15 protein-coding genes and 1 pseudogene are annotated in these 18,399 nt (G+C 72.7%); 12 read left to right on the forward strand and 4 right to left on the reverse strand.

Going from position 1 to position 18,399, the window contains the following annotated elements:
* Window positions 1-21: 21 nt before the first annotated feature.
* The 3 genes and pseudogenes from coaBC to IU476_RS02660 form a co-directional block, all read left to right on the forward strand.
* Window positions 22-1,245 (forward strand): annotated as a pseudogene (gene coaBC / locus IU476_RS02650) (bifunctional phosphopantothenoylcysteine decarboxylase/phosphopantothenate--cysteine ligase CoaBC); the annotation flags it as partial.
* A gap of 271 nt (window positions 1,246-1,516) precedes the next feature.
* Window positions 1,517-2,731, forward strand: coding sequence for a methionine adenosyltransferase (gene metK, locus IU476_RS02655; protein WP_195096119.1), 1,215 nt, complete (start codon window positions 1,517-1,519; stop codon window positions 2,729-2,731).
* 105 nt (window positions 2,732-2,836) lie between these two features.
* A complete protein-coding gene (locus tag IU476_RS02660; protein ID WP_195097370.1) occupies window positions 2,837-5,275 on the forward strand; it encodes a primosomal protein N' in 2,439 nt (812 codons plus the stop codon).
* Window positions 5,276-5,505: 230 nt separating this feature from the next.
* Here the strand turns inward: IU476_RS02660 and IU476_RS02665 are convergent, their stop codons facing one another.
* Complete coding sequence (locus IU476_RS02665) at window positions 5,506-6,570, reverse strand: methyltransferase (RefSeq protein WP_195096122.1); 1,065 nt, start codon at window positions 6,568-6,570, stop codon at window positions 5,506-5,508.
* Window positions 6,571-6,762: 192 nt separating this feature from the next.
* Window positions 6,763-7,443, reverse strand: a complete 681-nt coding sequence (locus IU476_RS02670; protein WP_195096124.1) for a VC0807 family protein — start codon at window positions 7,441-7,443, stop codon at window positions 6,763-6,765.
* A gap of 143 nt (window positions 7,444-7,586) precedes the next feature.
* Between IU476_RS02670 and IU476_RS36665 the strand changes: the two genes are divergently transcribed.
* Both IU476_RS36665 and IU476_RS02680 read left to right on the forward strand, forming a co-directional pair.
* Complete coding sequence (locus tag IU476_RS36665) at window positions 7,587-8,759, forward strand: sensor histidine kinase (protein WP_324193828.1); 1,173 nt, start codon at window positions 7,587-7,589, stop codon at window positions 8,757-8,759.
* Window positions 8,756-9,439: a response regulator gene (locus IU476_RS02680; protein WP_324193829.1), complete on the forward strand. Its 684-nt coding sequence runs from the start codon at window positions 8,756-8,758 to the stop codon at window positions 9,437-9,439. Before IU476_RS36665 ends, IU476_RS02680 begins: the two co-directional genes overlap by 4 nt.
* A gap of 26 nt (window positions 9,440-9,465) precedes the next feature.
* On the opposite strand, the gene IU476_RS02685 is transcribed toward IU476_RS02680, so the two are convergent.
* Entirely contained in the window at window positions 9,466-10,302 is an 837-nt protein-coding gene (locus IU476_RS02685) for an SDR family oxidoreductase (RefSeq protein WP_195096130.1), read from the reverse strand.
* 79 nt (window positions 10,303-10,381) lie between these two features.
* Between IU476_RS02685 and IU476_RS02690 the strand changes: the two genes are divergently transcribed.
* Entirely contained in the window at window positions 10,382-10,966 is a 585-nt protein-coding gene (locus IU476_RS02690; protein ID WP_195096131.1) for a TetR/AcrR family transcriptional regulator, read from the forward strand.
* Window positions 10,967-10,970: 4 nt separating this feature from the next.
* On the opposite strand, the gene IU476_RS02695 is transcribed toward IU476_RS02690, so the two are convergent.
* Window positions 10,971-11,660 carry a TetR/AcrR family transcriptional regulator gene (locus IU476_RS02695; protein ID WP_324193830.1) on the reverse strand — a complete coding sequence of 230 codons (690 nt, stop codon included), beginning with the start codon at window positions 11,658-11,660 and terminating at the stop codon, window positions 10,971-10,973.
* A gap of 71 nt (window positions 11,661-11,731) precedes the next feature.
* Here IU476_RS02695 and IU476_RS02700 point away from each other — a divergent pair, with 71 nt between their 5' ends.
* The 6 genes from IU476_RS02700 to IU476_RS02725 all read left to right on the forward strand — a co-directional run bounded on the left by IU476_RS02700 (window position 11,732) and on the right by IU476_RS02725 (window position 18,296).
* Window positions 11,732-13,162, forward strand: a complete 1,431-nt coding sequence (locus tag IU476_RS02700) for a carotenoid oxygenase family protein (protein ID WP_195096132.1) — start codon at window positions 11,732-11,734, stop codon at window positions 13,160-13,162.
* A gap of 100 nt (window positions 13,163-13,262) precedes the next feature.
* Window positions 13,263-13,922 carry a PadR family transcriptional regulator gene (locus IU476_RS02705; RefSeq protein ID WP_438943962.1) on the forward strand — a complete coding sequence of 220 codons (660 nt, stop codon included), beginning with the start codon at window positions 13,263-13,265 and terminating at the stop codon, window positions 13,920-13,922.
* Window positions 13,923-13,982: 60 nt separating this feature from the next.
* Window positions 13,983-15,005, forward strand: coding sequence for an esterase/lipase family protein (locus tag IU476_RS02710; protein WP_195096134.1), 1,023 nt, complete (start codon window positions 13,983-13,985; stop codon window positions 15,003-15,005).
* Between the two features lie 78 nt (window positions 15,006-15,083).
* Window positions 15,084-15,674 (forward strand): peptide deformylase, encoded by a 591-nt coding sequence (gene def, locus IU476_RS02715; RefSeq protein ID WP_195096136.1) that lies wholly within the window; start codon window positions 15,084-15,086, stop codon window positions 15,672-15,674.
* A complete protein-coding gene (fmt, locus tag IU476_RS02720; RefSeq protein ID WP_195096138.1) occupies window positions 15,674-16,597 on the forward strand; it encodes a methionyl-tRNA formyltransferase in 924 nt (307 codons plus the stop codon). The genes def and fmt overlap by 1 nt, the downstream gene beginning before the upstream one ends.
* A gap of 388 nt (window positions 16,598-16,985) precedes the next feature.
* Window positions 16,986-18,296: an RsmB/NOP family class I SAM-dependent RNA methyltransferase gene (locus IU476_RS02725; RefSeq protein ID WP_195096140.1), complete on the forward strand. Its 1,311-nt coding sequence runs from the start codon at window positions 16,986-16,988 to the stop codon at window positions 18,294-18,296.
* The last annotated feature ends 103 nt before the right edge of the window (window positions 18,297-18,399 follow it).

Below are 18,399 nucleotides of genomic sequence, written 5' to 3' on the forward strand. Positions count from 1 at the left end.
CTCCACCGGACGAAGAGGCTTAGTCAGATGCGGATCGTTGTCGGCGTGGGCGGCGGAATCGCCGCCTACAAGGCCTGCTCGCTCGTTCGCAAGTTCACCGAGACCGGGCACGACGTCCGGGTGATCCCCACCGAGTCGGCGCTGCGGTTCGTCGGCCAGGCGACCTTCGAGGCGCTGTCGGGCAATCCGGTGCAGACCGGCGTCTTCGCCGACGTGCCGGAGGTGCCGCACGTGCGCCTCGGCCAGGAGGCCGACCTGGTGGTGATCGCGCCGGCCACGGCCGACCTGATGGCGCGCGCGGCCATGGGCCGCGCCGACGACCTGCTCACCGCGACACTGCTGACGGCGCGATGCCCGGTGCTGTTCGCGCCGGCCATGCACACCGAGATGTGGGAGCACCCGGCCACGGCCGCCAATGTCGCCACGCTGCGCGCGCACGGCGCGATCGTGATGGAACCGGCGGCCGGGCGGCTCACCGGCGCCGACACCGGCCCGGGCCGGCTGCCCGAACCGGAGGAGATCTTCGCGCTGGCGTCGCTGCTGCTCGAACGGTCCGACGCGGTGCCGCGCGACCTCGAGGGCCGCCGGGTCGTGGTGTCCGCGGGCGGCACCCGCGAGCCGCTGGATCCGGTGCGGTTCCTGGGCAATCGCAGTTCCGGCAAGCAGGGTTTCGCGCTGGCCCGGCTGGCCGCGCAGCGCGGCGCGCAGGTCACGCTGGTCGCGGGCAACACCGTCGGCCTCGAGCCGCCGGCCGCGGTGGAGCTGGTGCACGTCACCACCGCCGAGCAGCTCGGCGCCGCGGTCGACAAGCACGCCGCCGGCGCCGACGCGGTGATCATGGCCGCCGCGGTCGCCGACTTCCGGCCCACCCACGTGGCCGCCGCGAAGATCAAGAAGGGCGTCGACGAGCCCGACCGCATCGACCTCACCAAGAACCGCGACATCCTGGCCGGGCTGGTCCAGGCCCGCCACGACGGGCAGCTGCCCGGCCTGGCCATCGTCGGTTTCGCCGCCGAGACCGGTGACGAGCACGGCGACGTGCTCACCCACGCGCGCGCCAAGCTCAAGCGGAAGGGCTGCGACCTGCTGGTCGTGAACGCCGTCGGCGAGGGCAAGGCGTTCGAGGTGGACAACAACGACGGCTGGCTGCTGGGTGCCGACGGCACCGAACAGGCGCTCGACCACGGGTCGAAGCTCCTGCTCGCCAGCCGCGTGCTGGACGCGCTGGGTCCGCTGTTGCGCTGAGGCGCAATCGGTTTCGGCCTAGCATGCAAGGACGCGCGCGATGCACAATGGCATCGCACGCGAATGTGCACCGACTGCCAAAACGGAGCCCTGTGGAGGCGGTAGCGGGTGGCGCTCACGGTAATCGCTGGTAGACGGCACTACCGTGGGGCGCTGGGACCGCACCGCGTCGGTGGTTTGGAATAGTCTGAGGTAAAGGGTTGTGCGGTGGCGCGAGTTCGCTACTGTCGCAAACCGGTACGACAGACCCGTTGAGGGAGAGGGAACAACTGTGCGCACGTCCGGTAGCCGGCTATTCACGAGTGAGTCCGTGACCGAGGGTCACCCGGATAAAATCTGTGATGCCATCAGCGATTCCGTCCTCGACGCGCTGCTCGCGCAGGACCCCCGCAGCCGCGTCGCGGTGGAGACCCTGGTCACCACGGGCCAGGTGCACGTCGCCGGCGAGGTGACCACCGAGGCCTACGCCGACATCCCGACCATCGTGCGCGAGAAGGTGCTCGAGATCGGATACGACTCCTCGGCAAAGGGTTTCGACGGCGCGTCCTGCGGCGTGAACGTCGCCATCGGCGCGCAGTCGCCGGATATCGCCCAGGGCGTGGACACCTCGCACGAGGCCCGCGTCGGCGGCTCCGACGACGAGATCGAGCGCCAGGGCGCGGGCGACCAGGGCCTGATGTTCGGCTACGCCACCCGCGAGACCCCCGAGCTGATGCCGCTGCCGATCGCGCTCGCGCACCGGCTGTCGCGGCGGCTGACCGAGGTCCGCAAGTCCGGGGTGCTGCCGTACCTGCGTCCCGACGGCAAGACCCAGGTCACCATCGAGTACGACGGCACCAAGCCGGTCCGCCTGGACACCGTGGTGCTGTCCACCCAGCACGCCGCCGACATCGACCTGGACAACCTGCTCGCCCCCGACATCCGGGAGAAGGTCGTCGAGTCGGTGCTGGCCGACCTGGAACTGCCCGAGCCGCTGAACACCTCGGACTTCCGGCTGCTGGTGAACCCGACCGGCAAGTTCGTGCTGGGTGGCCCGATGGGCGACGCGGGCCTCACCGGCCGCAAGATCATCGTCGACACCTACGGCGGCATGGCCCGCCACGGCGGCGGCGCGTTCTCCGGCAAGGACCCGTCGAAGGTGGACCGCTCGGCCGCGTACGCCATGCGCTGGGTCGCCAAGAACGTGGTGGCGGCGGAGCTGGCGGAGCGGGTCGAGGTGCAGGTGGCGTACGCCATCGGCAAGGCGGCCCCGGTCGGGCTGTTCGTGGAGACCTTCGGCACCGAGACGGTCGATCCGGCCAAGATCTCGGCCGCCATCGCCGAGGTGTTCGACCTGCGTCCGGGCGCGATCATCCGCGACCTGGACCTGCTGCGCCCGATCTACGCACCTACCGCGGCATACGGCCACTTCGGCCGCACCGATATCGACCTGCCGTGGGAGAGCACCGACCGCGCCGACAAGCTGCGCGCGGCCGTCGGGCAGTAATTGACCGAGGCCGGGCCCGAGGCGGCAGCGACCCCAGCGGGGAAGCGGGCTGCCGCCTCCGCCGGGGCCGTGGCGCCGGTGCGCCCGATCGCGCGCGTGCTGCCGATGCTGGAACCGGCACATCTGGACCGGGATTTCGACTACCTGGTCCCCGCGGACATGGACGCGCTCGCCCAGCCGGGCGTGCGCGTCCGCGTGCGTTTCTCGGGCCGCCTGATCGACGGCTTCCTCCTCGCCCGCCTCGACGAGACCGACCACACCGGCAAACTGATGAAGCTGGAACGCGTCGTCTCCGGCGAACAAGTCCTCACCCCCGAGATCCTGCGTCTCGTCACCGCCGTAGCCGCCCGCTACACCGGCACCCGAGCCGACGTCCTCCGCCTCGCCATCCCCCCGCGCCACGCAAAGGTGGAATCGGAAAAGCCCCGCACCCAAGAACTTCCGCCCCCGTCATCCCCCGCTATGGGCGACCGACCTTCGGACGCAACCGAAGTCGCCGAAAGCGAGACGGAAGCAGTCGGCGCAACGACCGGCACGAGCGCAGCCGACGTCGAAAAGGGGCCTCCGTCCGCCGACGCGGCCGCGTCGGCAGATGAGACTCCAGCGGTGCGTGAGGACGCCGCAATGGATGAGTCCGTGGGCGAGCCTGCGGCGCTGAGCCGTGCCGCAGTGGGCGAGGTTGGTGCGACGAGCCGTGCCGCTGTGGTCCGGCCGGACGCGCCGGGCGGTGCTGTGGCTGGAGAGCAGACTTCGCCGAGGGGAGAAGCCTCGGCGGCGGGTGAGCCTGCGGCGGTGAGCCATGCCGCAGTGGGCGAGGCAGGGCAAGACACGAACCCTCAGATCACCGGTGGGAAAGCCGCTGCCGCGGTGGATGTTTCGCGGTACTCGGCGTGGGATCGCTATCGGCACGGCATGTCGTTCCTGGAGGCGCTCGCGAGGGGGAAAGGGCCGCGGGCTGGGTGGCAGGCGTTGCCGGGGGAGGATTGGGCGCGGCGGCTGGCGGAGTTGGCGGCGGTGGTCGTGGGTAGTGGGCGGAGTGCGGTGGTGGTCGTGCCGGACCAGCGGGATCTGGACCGGGTGGCGGCGGCGTGTGCCGAACTGGTGGGGGAGGCCGCGGTGGGGTTGGCGGCCGGGCTCGGGCCCGCGGCGCGGTACCGGCGGTGGCTGTCGGTGCTGCGCGGTACCGCGCGGGTCGTGATCGGCACGCGCAGTGCGGTTTTCGCGCCCGCGCAGGACCTCGGCCTGATCGCGATCTGGGACGACGGCGACGACACCTACGCCGAACCCCGCGCCCCGTATCCGCACGCCCGGGAAGTGGCGATGCTGCGCGCGCACGAGACGGGCGCGGCTTTCGTGGCCGGTGGATTCGCGCGCACCGCGGAGATCCAGGCGGTGGTCGCGTCCGGCTGGGCGCACGACCTCGTCGCCGACCGCGCGGTGGTGCGGCAGCGCGCCCCGCGCATCAGCGCCCCCGGCGACAGCGACTTCGCCCTGGAACGCGACCCCGTCGCCCGAGCCGTGCGCATCCCCGCGGTGGCATTTACCGCCGCGCGCAAGGCCCTCGCCGTAGGCCAGTCGGTCCTGGTCCAGGTTCCGCGTCGCGGCTACGTCCCCGCCCTGTCCTGCGCGAAATGCCGGACTCCGGCCCGCTGCCGCCACTGCAACGGCCCCCTGGCCCTGGCCGACGGCGACAGCGGCGGGGCGGGGGCGCAGCGTCCGGCGTCGGCGCGTGAGCTCGGTGTTGCCGTGTCGCGCAGCGCTTCCGGGCCGGTGGCGCACAGCCCCAGCTGCCGGTGGTGCGGCAAGACCGAGCCCGTGTTCCGCTGCTCGACGTGTGGCTCGCGGGCGCTGCGGGCGGTGGTGATCGGGGCGGCGCGCACGGCGGAGGAGCTGGGCCGGGCGTTTCCCGAGGTGCCGATCCGGGGCTCCGGCGGCGCGAGCGTGCTGACGTCGGTGCCCGACGAGCCGCAGGTGGTGGTCGCGACCATCGGCGCCGAACCGGTGGTTCCCGGTGGTTACGGTGTGGCGCTGCTGCTCGACGGCTGGGCGCTGCTGGGCCGCGCGGACCTGCGCGCCGCGGAGGACGCGCTGCGGCGCTGGATGTCCGCGGCGGCTTTGGTGCGCGCGTCCGGTCAGGTCGTCGTGATGGCCGAGCCGTCGGTGCCCACGGTGCAGGCGCTGGTGCGCTGGGATCCGGTGGGCCACGCCAGGTTCGAACTCGAGTCCCGCACCGAGGTCCGCTTCCCGCCCGCGGTCCGTTTCGCCGCCATCGACGGCACCACCGACTCCATCGCCGAATTGCTCGGCGAGGCACACCTTCCCGACGGCGTGGAGATTCTGGGCCCGGTACCCCTGCCCCCCGGCGCGCGAAAGCCGTTCTCCTCCGGCGATTCCCCCGCCGAAGTGGAGCGCATGATCCTGCGCGCCGACCGTTCCCAGGCCGCCGCCCTCTCCCGCGCCCTCACCGCCGCCCAAGCCGTCCGCAGCACCCACCGCTCCGACGCACCCCTGCGAGTACAGATCGACCCGATCGACATCGGCTGACCGCCCCTCACATCACGCACTACGCTCCGCCCGCCGCCGAGCAGCATCGCAATCGCGGCCGCCCTCAGCGATCACCCGCGCCCCGCGCACGACCGTCTGCACCGAACAGCGTTGCGCGCAAACGGGTTCGGCGGTTCTCTCGAGAACTAGGCCCGCACCGAGGTCGCCACGCAGCGGTCGAACACGGGCGCCTGAGCTGGATGGCGCGGAACCGGGAACGGCGGTTTATCTCACGGCCGGGCGGGGGCTGGACTTGCGGGGCGGCAGTCGAGGACGACGTGTCCGAGTGGGGTGGTGCGGGTTTCGGTGACGGTGAGGCCCGCTTCGGTGGCCAGGGCGGCGTAGTGGTCGGCGGGGCGTTCGCGGCCGCCGCTGAGGACGAGCATGCGGAGGTCCATTTCGGCGAGGACGGCCGGGTCGGCGCCGGAGCTGCCGTTGCCCTCGATCACGACGACGTGGCCGTGGGTGCCGGCCGCTTCCGCGCAGCGGCGCAGGATGCGTACGGCGTCGGCGTCGCTCCAGTCGTGTAGTACGCGTTTGAGGATGTATGCGCCGCCGCCGGCGGGCAGCGGCTCGAAGAAGCTCTGCGCGGCGAATTCGCAGCGGTCGTCGAGCCCGCGGGCGGTGAGGTGCGCGCGGCCGCGCTCGATGGTGTCGGGCAGATCCACCAGCGTGGCCCGGAGGTCCGGGGCGGCGGCCAGCACCTCGGCGATCAGTGCGCCGGTGCCGCTCCCGACGTCGACCACGTGCCCCGCGCGCGACCAGTCGTAGGCGGCGGCCGCGTCGGCAAGATAGTCCGCCCCGGCGGCCATAACCGCGTCGAAAGACGCGCTCACGTGCGGGTTCTCGTCGAGGTAGCGCCAGAACGGCGCGCCGAAGACCGTCTCCCAGGCCGGCTGCCCGGTGCGCACGGTGTGCAGCAGGCCGGTGAACGCCAGATCCATCCGCCCGCCGAAGCCGTCCAGGTCCAGCCACCCGCGCATTCCGGCAGGATGATCGGCGGCCAGCAGTGCGGCGGGTTCGTTCACCGCGAACCGGCCCGGCTCCGGCTCGATGTAGACGCCGCGGCACGCGAGATGGCGCAGCAGCCGTTCCAGCGCGTCCGGGTCGGTGTTACTGCGGCGCGCCAGTTCCGCGGCCGGGAGCGTGTCGCCGCCGAGCAGATCGGTGAGCCCGAGCGTGGCCGCGACGCGCATCGCCATCGGCGTCACGAGATCGGTCAGCGGCGCGAGCACCGCCCACGCCGCATCCCACGCCGCCACCGGATGTTCCTGATCGTTCGCGGTGCCGCTCACGGCCTCTCCTCTCACGCTCGTTGTGCCCGAGACTATTCGCCGCTGGGCCTATGCACTTGGACGATTGGGAACGCGCCCATCCCCACAGCGGCCGGAGAACTGTGGCGCGGGGGAGGTCATCCCCGGCTGGGACCAAGGCCTGGCGCCACCGAGCAATAACCCGGCACCTGAGTAATCCGGACAGCACCAGGCTTACCGCGCCACCGCGACCTCGCGCCCCAGCCGCGACTTCATGTCCAGCCGCCGACGGCTCCGCACGGTGTACGCGACCAGCGCGCCGATGATCACCCACTGCACCGGATTCATCAGCCCGACCGACACCGACACCGGCAGCGTGAAGATCAGCGTCGACCGCAGCACGGCGTCGACGGCCAGCCCGGCACCCCACACCGCCGTGGACCGGCGGAACTCCCGGCGGACCTCGGAGTCGCTGTGCCACAGGACATCCCAGCGCGCGGCCTGGTCGGCTCCGGGCGCGTGCAGACGCTGCGCCAGGCCGTACATCGCGGGCCGCCCGACCACGCAGCTACCCAGCAGCAGCACGCTCACGACGGCCGAACTGACCGGATCCTTGAGGAGCATCATCCGCTCGTCACCGGCGACCAGCCCCAGCGCGAGACCGAGCAGGTTGAGCGCGAAGGCGAACGCGGCGAGCCCGTCGACCCGGCGCTGCCCGACCGCGACCCCGGCCGCCCACAAGCCGGACACCACGGTCGAGCACAGCAGCGCCGCGTAATCGGAGTAGCCGGCGGCCGTCAACAGGTAGTAGAGCACGGGCGACAACCCGATGCTCACGGCCGCGAACACCAGATTGCGGGTGCGGCCGGAACTGGGTGCGCCCGCGACGGGTGCGGCCGGTGCGATGTCGGTCATCGAAAACTCCTGGGGGAAGCGGCATTCGGATACCGGAACGCTATCGACCCACCGGCCCCCGACGCCTCGGTGCGCGGGTGGAGATTCAGGTCTCCACCCAGGGGCCGAGCCCCCCACCCGGCCCGGCGGCAAGAATGCTGAGGGTGGAACCACCGCGAGGGACAGCGAGCCGACGGTTACGGCGGGCAGGCCGGGTACTGCTCGGCGGCGACCCGGAGTCCAGCGTGCTCATGCGACTGATCGGCAACGCGCTGCTGGCGGTGAACGTGCTGTTCAACCACGACCCGCCGACCCCGGCCTGGCTGTGGTGGGTCCTGGGCGGCACCTACGCCTGCTGGCTGGTGTTCGCGGGCAGCTTCACCCGGTGGCCGCGGCTCTCCTTCGCCGCGCTCGCGTGCTGTGCGCTGGTCAGCGCGGCGGCGGCCGGACCGGCGCCCGACTCGTCGATGACGGTCCTGCTGTGCGTGGCGGTCAGCGTCTTCGCCCAGCACATCCTGTCCCGGATCACGACCATCCTGACCCTCTTCGCCGCCTGCGCCGCGCTCCTCGTCGCGACCAGCCTGCTCGCGCAACGGTCGGCCGCCTCGATCGCCGCCCACGTGGCGATCCTCGTCATCCTGCTGCTGCTCGGCCTGTACCGGCGGCAGTACCGGCTGCGGGTCCGCGAGACCGAACTGCTGCTGGAACAGACGCGCCGCGCCCAGCACGAGCACGCGCGCGCCGCCGCGCTGGACGAGCGGGCGCGCATCGCGCGGGAGATGCACGACGTGCTCGCGCACTCGCTCGGCGCGCTCACCGTGCAACTCGAGGTGGCCGAGGGGCTGCTCGGCGAGAAGGGCGACGTGGCGGGCGCGCTGGCCCGGCTGCGGCAGTCCCGCCGGCTCGCCGCGGACGGGCTCGCCGAGGCCCGCGGCGCGGTGGCCGCGCTGCGCAGCGACGTGCCGCCGCTGCCCGAGGCGCTGCACGAACTCGTCGAGGGTTACCGGCGCGACCACCATCTGCGGGTGAGCTGCCGCGTGGACGGCCCGCCCCGCTCGATCGGCCCGGCCGCGACGGTGTCGCTGCTGCGCACCGCGCGCGAGGCGCTGACCAACGCCGGCAAGCACGCCCCGGGCGAAGCGGTGGCGGTCACGCTCGAATTCCTGCCCGACCGCGTGCGCCTGACGACGCGAAACCCCTTGGCGGCCAAAGAGTCGACGGGACCGGACGGGTATGGTCTGACCGGCATGCGCGAGCGGATCGCGCTGGTCGGCGGCACCCTGTCCGCCGGCCCGGACGGCGACGGATGGCTGGTGGCGGCGGAGGTGCCGGAGTGAGCGCGCGGCAGGGCGACCCGATCCGGGTCCTGGTGGTCGACGACCAGCAGGTCATGCGCGAGGGCCTGGTCGCGCTGCTCGGGCTGGTCGACGAGATCGCGGTGGTCGGCGCCGTCGGCGACGGCGAGCAGGCGGTGCGCGCGGTGGCCGAGCACGCGCCGCAGGTCGTGCTGATGGATCTGCGGATGCCGGTGCTCGACGGTGTCGCGGCCACCCGCCGCATCGCCGAAAACCACCCGGCCACCGCGGTTCTCGTGCTGACCACCTATGCCGACGACGACTCCATCGTGAGCGCCCTGCGCGCCGGGGCCCGCGGGTATCTCACCAAGGACGCCGGTCGTGTGGAGATCGCCGCCGCCATCCGGTCGGCCGCCGCGGGGCAGTCCACCTTCGACGCCGCCGTGTCGCAGCGGCTGGTGGCCGCGCTCGCCCGCCCGGAGACCCCCGACCCGCCGGACCGCTCGGCCGCTTCCCGCCCGGACGGCCTGACCGGGCGGGAAGCCGAGGTGCTCGGGCTGATCGGGCGGGGCCTGAGCAACGCCGAGATCGCCGCCGCGCTGTTCGTGGGGGAGACCACGGTCAAGACCCACATCAACAACGCCTTCGCCAAGATCGGCGCCCGCAACCGCGCCGACGCCGTCCGCTACGCCTACCGCCACGGCCTGGCCCACCCGGAGTAACACAGCGCGGGGGAGTCCCGGACCCGTCAGCGGAACGCGGCGATATTGCGATCCGCCCACTCGGCGAAACCCCTTGCGGGACGGCCGAGTACGCGTTCGACGTCCGGGCTGATCGCGGTTTCCGCCGGGACCGGCTCGCCGAGGATGGACAGCGTGTCCTCCGCGACGGGATCCGGCATGAACTCCGTCATCGCGGCGAAGGCCTGGTCGCGGGTCAGCTCGACGAACCGGACCGGCTCGGCGAGGGCCGCCGCGAGCACCCGGGCCTGGTCGCGCGGCGTGAGCCGTTCGGGGCCGGTGAGGGTGTAGGTCTGCCCGGCATGGTCGGCCGACCGCAGGGCCGCGGCCGCCACCTCCGCGATGTCGGCCGGGTCGAGGTGCGGCAGCGCGACATCCCCGAACGGCGCGAATACCGTGCGCTCGGCGCGCACCGACGCTGCCCAGGCGAACGCGTTGGAGAAGAACCCGCCCGGCCGCAGAATCGTCCACTCCAGCCCCGAATCCCGCACCGCGGCCTCGAATTCCACCAGCCGCTCCCGCCCCGGCCGGGTCGTCACCGCCAGCGACGACAGGAACACCAGCCGCCGCACACCGGCGTCGGCGGCCGCGCGGACCATCTCGGCGGGCGCCGGGCCGGTCACGCCCAATTCGCCGCTGAGCAGCAGGAACAGCGCGTCCGCGCCGGCGAACGCGGGCGGCAGGTCCGCGATGTTCGCCAAGTCGGCGCGGCGATGCTCGACGCCCTCGGGCAGACGCACCTCCCGGTCGCCGCGCGACACCGCCACCACTTTCTCGCCCGCCTCGGCGAGGGCAGGCACGAGGGTGCCGCCGATATTGCCGGTCGCTCCGGTCACCACGATCATCGTTCGTCTCCTGATTGAGTTAGTTGGCTGACTAAATGTACAGTAGAGCCCGCGGGCGGGTTTGTCTATAGTTAGTCGGGTGACTGACTCAGGCGGGCGAACGGCGACCCGCGGCGGCAAGCGCGAGCGCCTCGTCGCCGCGGCGGCGCGGGTGTTCCACGAACGGGGCGTGGAGAAGACGACGATCGCGGACATCGCGACCGTCGCCGAGGTGCCGGTCGGCAACGTGTACTACTACTTCAAGACCAAGGACCAGCTGGTCCAGGCGGCGATCGGCGCGCAGGACGCCTATCTGCACGAGATGATCGGCGAACTCGAACGGCTCGACGCGCCCGCCGAGCGGCTCAAGGCGCTCGTGCGCGGCTGGGTCGACCAGCGCGACGTGGCCGCGCGCTTCGGCTGTCCCACCGGCACTCTCGCCGCCGAGCTGGACAAGCGCCGCGACGGCCTGGACGCGGAGCTGGCCGTGGTCGTGCGCCGGCTCATCGACTGGGTGCGAGTCCAGTTCGAGGCCATGGGCCGCGCCGACGCCGCGGAGCTGGCGGTCGCCCTGGTGGCGTCCTATCAAGGAATCTCGCTGCTCACCAACACTTTTCGCGATCCGGAGCTGATGGCGGCCGAGGGTCGCCGGCTGGAACGCTGGATCGACGGCCTCGCCGGCTGAGCGGTCACTCCCGCGCGACCAGCTCCCCGGCGCGCCGCAGCGACCGCTCGACCTCGGCGCGCGCGCCGCCCATGCCGACCAGCAGGTCCACCGTCGCGGGCCCGAGAACCGTTGCGGGGCCGTGGTTCTCGGTGCCGAGGTAGCCGCTCAGCTCCAGCATGACGGTGCCGTGCATCAGGGCCCACATGCGCGCCGCCACCTGCCGGACCGGCTGCGGACTCAGGTGGCCGCCGTCGATCATCCGCGCCACCGCCCCGACCAGCTGCTCGAAGGTCTCCGCGCCGACCACGTCGACCACCGGCGCGTCGGTGACGTCGCGGCCCAGGGGGTGTTCGGTCTGCTGGGCGGTGAGCCCGAACATCAGCCGGTACCGCTGCGGGCTGGCCAGCGCGTACTCGCGGTAGGCGTACCCCATCGCGAAGAAGTCGGCGACCGGGTCGTCGGTCGGCGCGGTGCTCGCCAGGGCCGCCCCGAAACGCGCGAAGGCCTCGGCCGCAACGGCTTTCAGCAGCCCGGTGATGCCGCCGAAGTGGGTGTAGACCGTCATCGTCGAGGCGCCGGCCGCCGCGGCCACCCGCCGGGTCTGCAAGGCCTCGGGGCCGCCCTCCTCGAGCAGCCGCAGACCGGCGGCCACCAGCCGGTCGCGCATGGCCGCGCCGCGGCGCCGGATCGTCTCCTCGGGGCGGGAATTCACGGTTGCCTCGCTTCCATAACGAGGTTATTCTAATCCGCATAACTCGGTTATGTTCACGTGGGGAGCCTGACATGGGCAATCGCTATCTCGAAGGCACCTTCGCGCCGCTGCGGCAGGAGTACACGCTGACCGATCTCCCGGTCACCGGCACCGTCCCCGAGTATCTGGACGGGCGCTACCTGCGCAACGGCCCGAACCCGGTCGGCGACCTGGATCCCGCGCTCTACCACTGGTTCTCGGGCGACGGCATGGTGCACGGCGTGCGGCTGCGCGACGGGCGGGCGGAGTGGTACCGCAATCGCTGGGTGCGCGGCCCGGTCACCTCGGCGGCGCTGGGCGAGCCGCCCGTCGTGCGCGGCGTGTCCGGGGTCGGCGCCAACACCCACGTCATCGGGCACGCGGGGCGCACCCTCGCGCTGGTCGAGGCCGGGCTGGCCAATTACGAACTGAGCGAGGAACTGGAGACGATGGGCGTCTGCGATTTCGGCGGCACGCTCAGCGGCGGCTACACCGCACACCCCAAACGCGACCCCGAGACCGGCGAGCTGCACGCGGTGTCGTACTCCTTCCGCGCCGGAAACACGGTGCAGTACTCGGTGATCGGCGTGGACGGCCGGGCCCGGCGCACCGTCGACATCCGCGTCGGCGGCGCGCCGATGATGCACGACTTCTCGCTCACCGAGAAGTACGTGGTGCTCTACGACCTGCCGGTCACGCTCGATCCGGGCCTGTCGGCGGAGATGGCGGTGCCGCGCGGGCTGCGGCTGCCGGCGCGACTGTTGCTGTCCGCCTTCATCGGCCGCGTCCGGCTGCCCAACCCGCCCGTGGCGAAACAGGCGCGACCGGCGCGGGACCGGCGGCTGCCGTACGCGTGGAATCCCAAGTACCAGGCCAGAATCGGCGTCATGCCGCGCGAGGGCGGCAATGCCGACGTCCGCTGGTTCGACATCGAGCCCTGCTACGTCTTCCACCCGCTCAACGCCTACGACGACGGCGACACCGTGGTTCTGGACGTGGTGCGGCATCCCAAGATGTTCGACGCCGACCGTCTCGGCCCCAGTGACGGCGCGCCGAGGCTGGATCGCTGGGAGGTCGACCTGTCCGCGGGCAAGGTCCGCCAGCACTGCTTCGACGACCGGGCCCAGGAGTTCCCGCGCGTGGACGAGCGGCGGGTGGGCAGGCGCCACCGGTACGGCTACGCGCCCGCGGTGCTCGGCGGCGGCGACGGCGATTCGGTGCTCTACAAGCACGACCTGGTCGCGGGCACCACCGCGAGCCGGTCGTTCGGTGCCGGAAAAGGCCTGGGGGAGTTCGTCTTCCAGCCCTCCGCGCCCGATGCCGCCGAGGACGACGGCGTGCTGCTCGGCTTCGTCTACGACGCCGCCACCGATCGCAGCGAACTCGCGATCCTCGACGCCGGCACGCTCGAGACGGTGGGCGCGGTCCAGCTCCCGCACCGCGTGCCCGCCGGTTTCCACGGCAGCTGGCTTCCGGCCGACTGAGCCGCCCGGTCGGTTTGTGTGCCACCTCACCCTTGTCGAAGATGCATTGCCGATATATCGTCGATGTTGTCAAAGAACGAACAAGCCTGAGGAGGCAGCCATGGAAAACATGGAGAACATGGAAATGCGCGGGCGCTGGCGCGGCCAGCGGCCCGGTGGTCGCGAGCAGTTCCGCCGGCATCCGCGCGGCGGGCACGGCCCGCATGGTTTCGGTCCCGGCTTCGGGCCCTTCGGTCCGGAATTCGGGCCCGGTTTCGGACCCGGCGGTGGTCCGTTCGGCCGCGGTCGCGGACGCGGCGGGCGGGGGCGGCGCGGCGACGTCCGCGCGGCCATCCTGCTGCTGCTGCAGGAGCGGCCGATGCACGGCTACGAACTGATCCAGCAGATCCGCGAGCGCAGCGAGGACGTCTGGCGTCCGAGCCCGGGCTCGATCTATCCCGCGCTGTCGCAGCTCGAGGACGAGGGCCTGGTGCTCATCGAGAAGGTCGCCGGTCGCAAGACCGCCAAGCTGACCGAGTCCGGCACCGAATACGTGCAGGCGCAGCGCGACGAACTCGGCGATCCCTGGCAGGAGGTCCGCGACGGCGTCGGGGACCAGGCGCTGGACCTGCGCGAGCTGGTCGGCCAGCTGATGGGCGCGGTGGCGCAGGTGGCTCGGGCCGGTACGCCGGAGCAGGCGGCCAAGGCGGCCGAGGTGCTCACCGAGGCGCGCCGCTCGCTGTACCGGATCCTCGCCGACGACGAGACCCCCGGGAACTGACGGCAGCGAAAGCCCGTGTCCCGGCGCTCGATTGCCGCTCGGTGCGGTAATGATCGTGAGATGGGACAACGGAGCCGCCGCAGAGTTCGGGAGGTACCACAGTGGTGGCGCATCGCGGTGACGGGCGTGCTGGTGGGCGCGCTGGCCCTCGGGCCGGGCGCGTCCACCGCCGACCCGCCCGCGCCGGGCGGCTACCGCCCGCCGGTGGTGCCCACCGATCCCGGCCCGCCGCAGCCCGAGCACATGACAGCGGCCTGGTACACCAAGACCCATCCGTCGGCCACGCCCGCCGGCACCAACGACTTCGCCTGCCGTCCCGGTCCCGACCATCCGCGCCCCGTCGTGCTGGCGCACGGGACCGACGCCTCGGCCTACACCGACTGGGCCGCCGTCGGCCCGGTGCTCGCGCGAGCCGGCTACTGCGTCTTCGCCGTGAACTACGGCGGTAGACCGGACGCGATCCGCGACTTCGGCACCGAGGACATGTGGCTGTCCGCCCGGCAGATCGGCGAATTCGTCGACCGGGTGCGGGCGGCCACCGGCGCGCCGCAGGTCGATCTGGTCGGATTCTCCCAGGGCGCCAACGTCACTCGCTACTACGTCAACAAACTCGGGGGCGCTCCGGCGGTCGGCCAGTGGATCGGGCTGGCGTCGCCGAGCTACGGCGGCGTCATGTACGGCCTGGTGCCCCTCGCCGACGCGATCCCCGGGCTGTGGTGGGCGTTCGAGCAGGTCACCTCGTCGGCGGCGGTGCAGCAGGCGGCGGGGTCGCCGTTCATGCGCGCGCTGAACGCGGGCGGCGACACGGTGCCCGGCGTGCGGTACACGACCATCGGCAGCCGGGTCGACGAGATGATCCAGCCGAACGAGAACATGGCGCTGCGCGGGCCGGGCGCGGTGAACATCCTGCTGCAGGACACCTGCCCGGTCGACCTGACCGGGCACTTCCACCTGGTGTACGACCCGCTCGTGTGGCAACTGCTGCTCAACGCCCTCGACCCCGCGCACGCGCGCGCCCCGGAGTGCCGATTCGTGCCGCTGGGCACCGGGATTCCCGAGGTGATCCTGGGCGCGCACACCTGATCCGGCGAACCCCGGCGGAGTCGCGCCGGCGCATTCGTAAAATGAGACGACCGTTTCCTTCTCGCTCGGGAGTTGCTCGTGACCATCCAGCCCGTTCGCCTGTTCGGCGATCCCGTCCTGCGCGCCCGAGCGGACGAGGTCACCGCCTTCGACCGGGAACTGCGCCAGCTGGTGACCGACCTGACCGACACCATGCACGGCAGCGGCGGGGTCGGCATGGCGGCGCCGCAGATCGGGGTCGGCCTGCGGGTGTTCGTCTACGACACCAGCACCGCCGGGACCGACCGGCCGGGCACCCGCCGCGCCGGGCACCTGGTCAATCCCTCCTACGAGGTGATCGGCGCCGAGGAGCAGACCGGGCCGGAGGGCTGCCTGTCCATCCCGGGCCTGCGCTACGACGTCACCCGCGCGCTGCGGGTGGTGGCGCGCGGCGTCGACTTCGACGGCGCCGCGGTGGAATTCGAGGCCGAGGGGCTGCTGGCGCGCTGCGTGCAGCACGAGACCGACCACCTCGACGGCGTGCTGTACCTGGACCGGCTGGACGCCGCGACCCGCAAGGAGGCGATGCGCGCCGTGCGTGAATCCGACTGGTTCGGTGCGGGAAAGACGGTGATGTCGGCGGCCGAAGTGTCGGCCACCCGGGTCGCGGCGGCGGGGCGGGGCCACTGATGCGCGTCGTGTTCGCCGGGACGCCCGAGCCCGCGGTGCCGTCGCTGCGGTATCTGATCGAGTCGTCGCGGCACGAGGTGGTGGCCGTGGTGACGCGGCCGGACGCCGTGTCCGGGCGCGGGCGCAAGGTCACCCGTTCGCCGATCGGCCGCCTCGCCGACGAGCACGGCATTCCGGTGCTGACGCCGGCCAAGCCGTCGGAGCCCGACTTCGTGGAGCGGCTCACCGCGCTCGCGCCGGACTGCTGCCCGGTGGTGGCCTACGGAGCGCTGCTGCCACAGCGGGTGCTCGACATCCCGCGGCACGGCTGGGTCAATCTGCACTTCTCGCTGCTGCCGGCGTGGCGGGGGGCCGCGCCGGTGCAGGCGGCGATCCTGTCCGGCGACGAGATCACCGGCGCCTCGACCTTCCAGATCGAGGCGGGCCTGGACACCGGGCCCGTCTTCGGCGTGGTGACCGAGAAGATCGCGGTCACCGACACCGCGGGCACCCTGCTGGGACGGCTCGCGGAAACCGGGGCGCGGCTGCTCGCGTCGACCCTGGACGGCATCGAGGACGGCACCGTCCAGGCGGTCCCGCAGGCGGCGGAGGGCGTTTCCTACGCGCCCAAGATCGACGTGGACGCCGCGCACATCCGCTGGGACCAGCCCGCGCTGGCCGTCGGCCGCCGGATCCGCTCCGTCACGCCCGCCCCGGGCGCCTGGACCGAGGTGGAAGGCAAGCGCATCAAACTGGGACCGGTCGAACTCGTCGAGGAGACCCTGCCGCCCCGGACCATCGAGGTCCGCAAGAGCGGCGTCTACGTCGGCACCGCCACCACCGCCGTCCGCCTCGACCAGGTGCAGCCACCGGGCAAACGCATGATGCCCGCCCTGGACTGGGCTCGCGGCGCCCGCCTCCAGCCCGGCGCGGTGGTCGAGTGACGCGCCCGGACCGGCAGTCCGGCCCGGTGACCGCCGAACTCCTGCTCGCGCAGACATCCTCGGGCGCTCTCTCGTGAGCGGCGCTGCGGGACAACAGAGTTGGGGCCGACCGCGCCGAAACGCCGATGACGCCCGCCGATCGGGCGACAATGTCGACGGCCGGGGTGCTTCCCGTGGTGCACGGACCGATCGACCACGCCGCGACGGCGATTCCGGACAGGGAAAGTCGGCTGCCTCCGGGGGAGGACGAGACGACGCACGCGCTTCGAGAGATCGCACTGCGGCCGGGGACGCGCGGGGCGCGAAGCGCACGCCCGCAGCTGGCCGCGGAGCGAAAGGCGCTGCGCGCGGGCGGAAGCCGGGGCCCGCGGTGGATGCGCCGCGGGAGGTGGCCCGAGATGTGTTGCGGGCCGTGCGGGAGCGGGACGCGTACGCGAATCTGGTGCTGCCCGGGTTGCTGCGGGAGCGGCGGCTCGGGGGGCGGGACGCGGCGTTCGCGACCGAACTCGCCTATGGGGCCTGCCGGTCGCTCGGAGTGCTGGACGCGGTGATCGCGGAGTGCGCCGGGCGCGAGGTGAGCGAGATCGACGGGCCGCTGCTGGACGTGTTGCGGCTGGGTGTGTACCAGTTGCTGCGCACCCGCGTGGGATCGCATGCGGCCGTGAGCACCTCGGTGGATCTGGCGCGCGCCGAATCCGGCAGCGGCAAGGCGGGTTTCGTGAACGCGGTGCTGCGCCGCGCGGGCGAGCGGAGCGCGGCGGAGTGGGTGGACCGGCTCGCGCCGCGGGATCCGGTGGGGCACATGGCCTTCGAGTACGCCCACCCCACCTGGATCGCGCAGGCCTTCGCCGACGCCCTCGGCGCGCGCGCCGACGAGTTGCGCGACCTGCTCGCCGCCGACGACGAACGCCCGGCCGTGCACCTGGTCGCCCGGCCCGGCGACCTGACGGCCGAGGAACTGGCCCTGGTCACCGGCGGCGAGGAGGGACGCTGGTCGCCGTACGCCGTGTACCTCGACGGCGGCGACCCCGGCAAGCTGGAACCCGTGCGGGAAGGCATGGCCGCGGTGCAGGACGAGGGCAGCCAGCTGGTCGCCCTGTCGCTGACCCGCGCCCCGCTGGACGGTCCCGACACCGGCCGCTGGCTGGACCTGTGCGCCGGGCCCGGCGGCAAGACCGCTCTGCTGGGCGCCCTCGCAGACATCGACGGCTACCACGTCGACGCCGTCGAACCGGCCGAGCACCGCGCCGAGCTGGTCCGTAAGGCGACCGCCGGGCAGCCGGTCACCGTGCACGTGACCGACGGCCGCGACAGCGGCCTCACCCCCGGCTACGACCGCATCCTGGTCGACGCGCCTTGCACGGGACTCGGCGCGCTGCGCCGCCGCCCGGAGGCGCGCTGGCGCCGCACCCCCGCCGACGTCCGCGACCTCACCGTGCTGCAACGCGAACTCCTCACCGCCGCATGGGGTCTGCTGCGCCCCGGCGGCGTGGTGGTGTACTCGACGTGCTCCCCGCACCTGCCCGAAACCGTCGCCGTGGTCGGCGACCTGGTCCGCCGCACCGGCGCGGAGCAACTCGACACCCGCGATCTGCTCCCCGGCGTCACCGACGTGGGCGACGGCCCGGCCGCCCAGCTGTGGCCGCACCGGCACGGCACCGACGCCATGTTCTTGGCCGCGCTGCGTAAACCGGCCTGACGCGGCGTACCCCGTGGTCCGGCCGCGCTGCGTAAACCGGCCTGACCGCGGCGTGCGCCCATGGTCCGGGCCGCGCTGCGCGAGCCACCCGAAACCGGCTGGA

It is taken from the genome of Nocardia blacklockiae (assembly GCF_015477355.1).
GTDB classification, from domain to species: Bacteria; Actinomycetota; Actinomycetes; order Mycobacteriales; family Mycobacteriaceae; genus Nocardia; species Nocardia blacklockiae.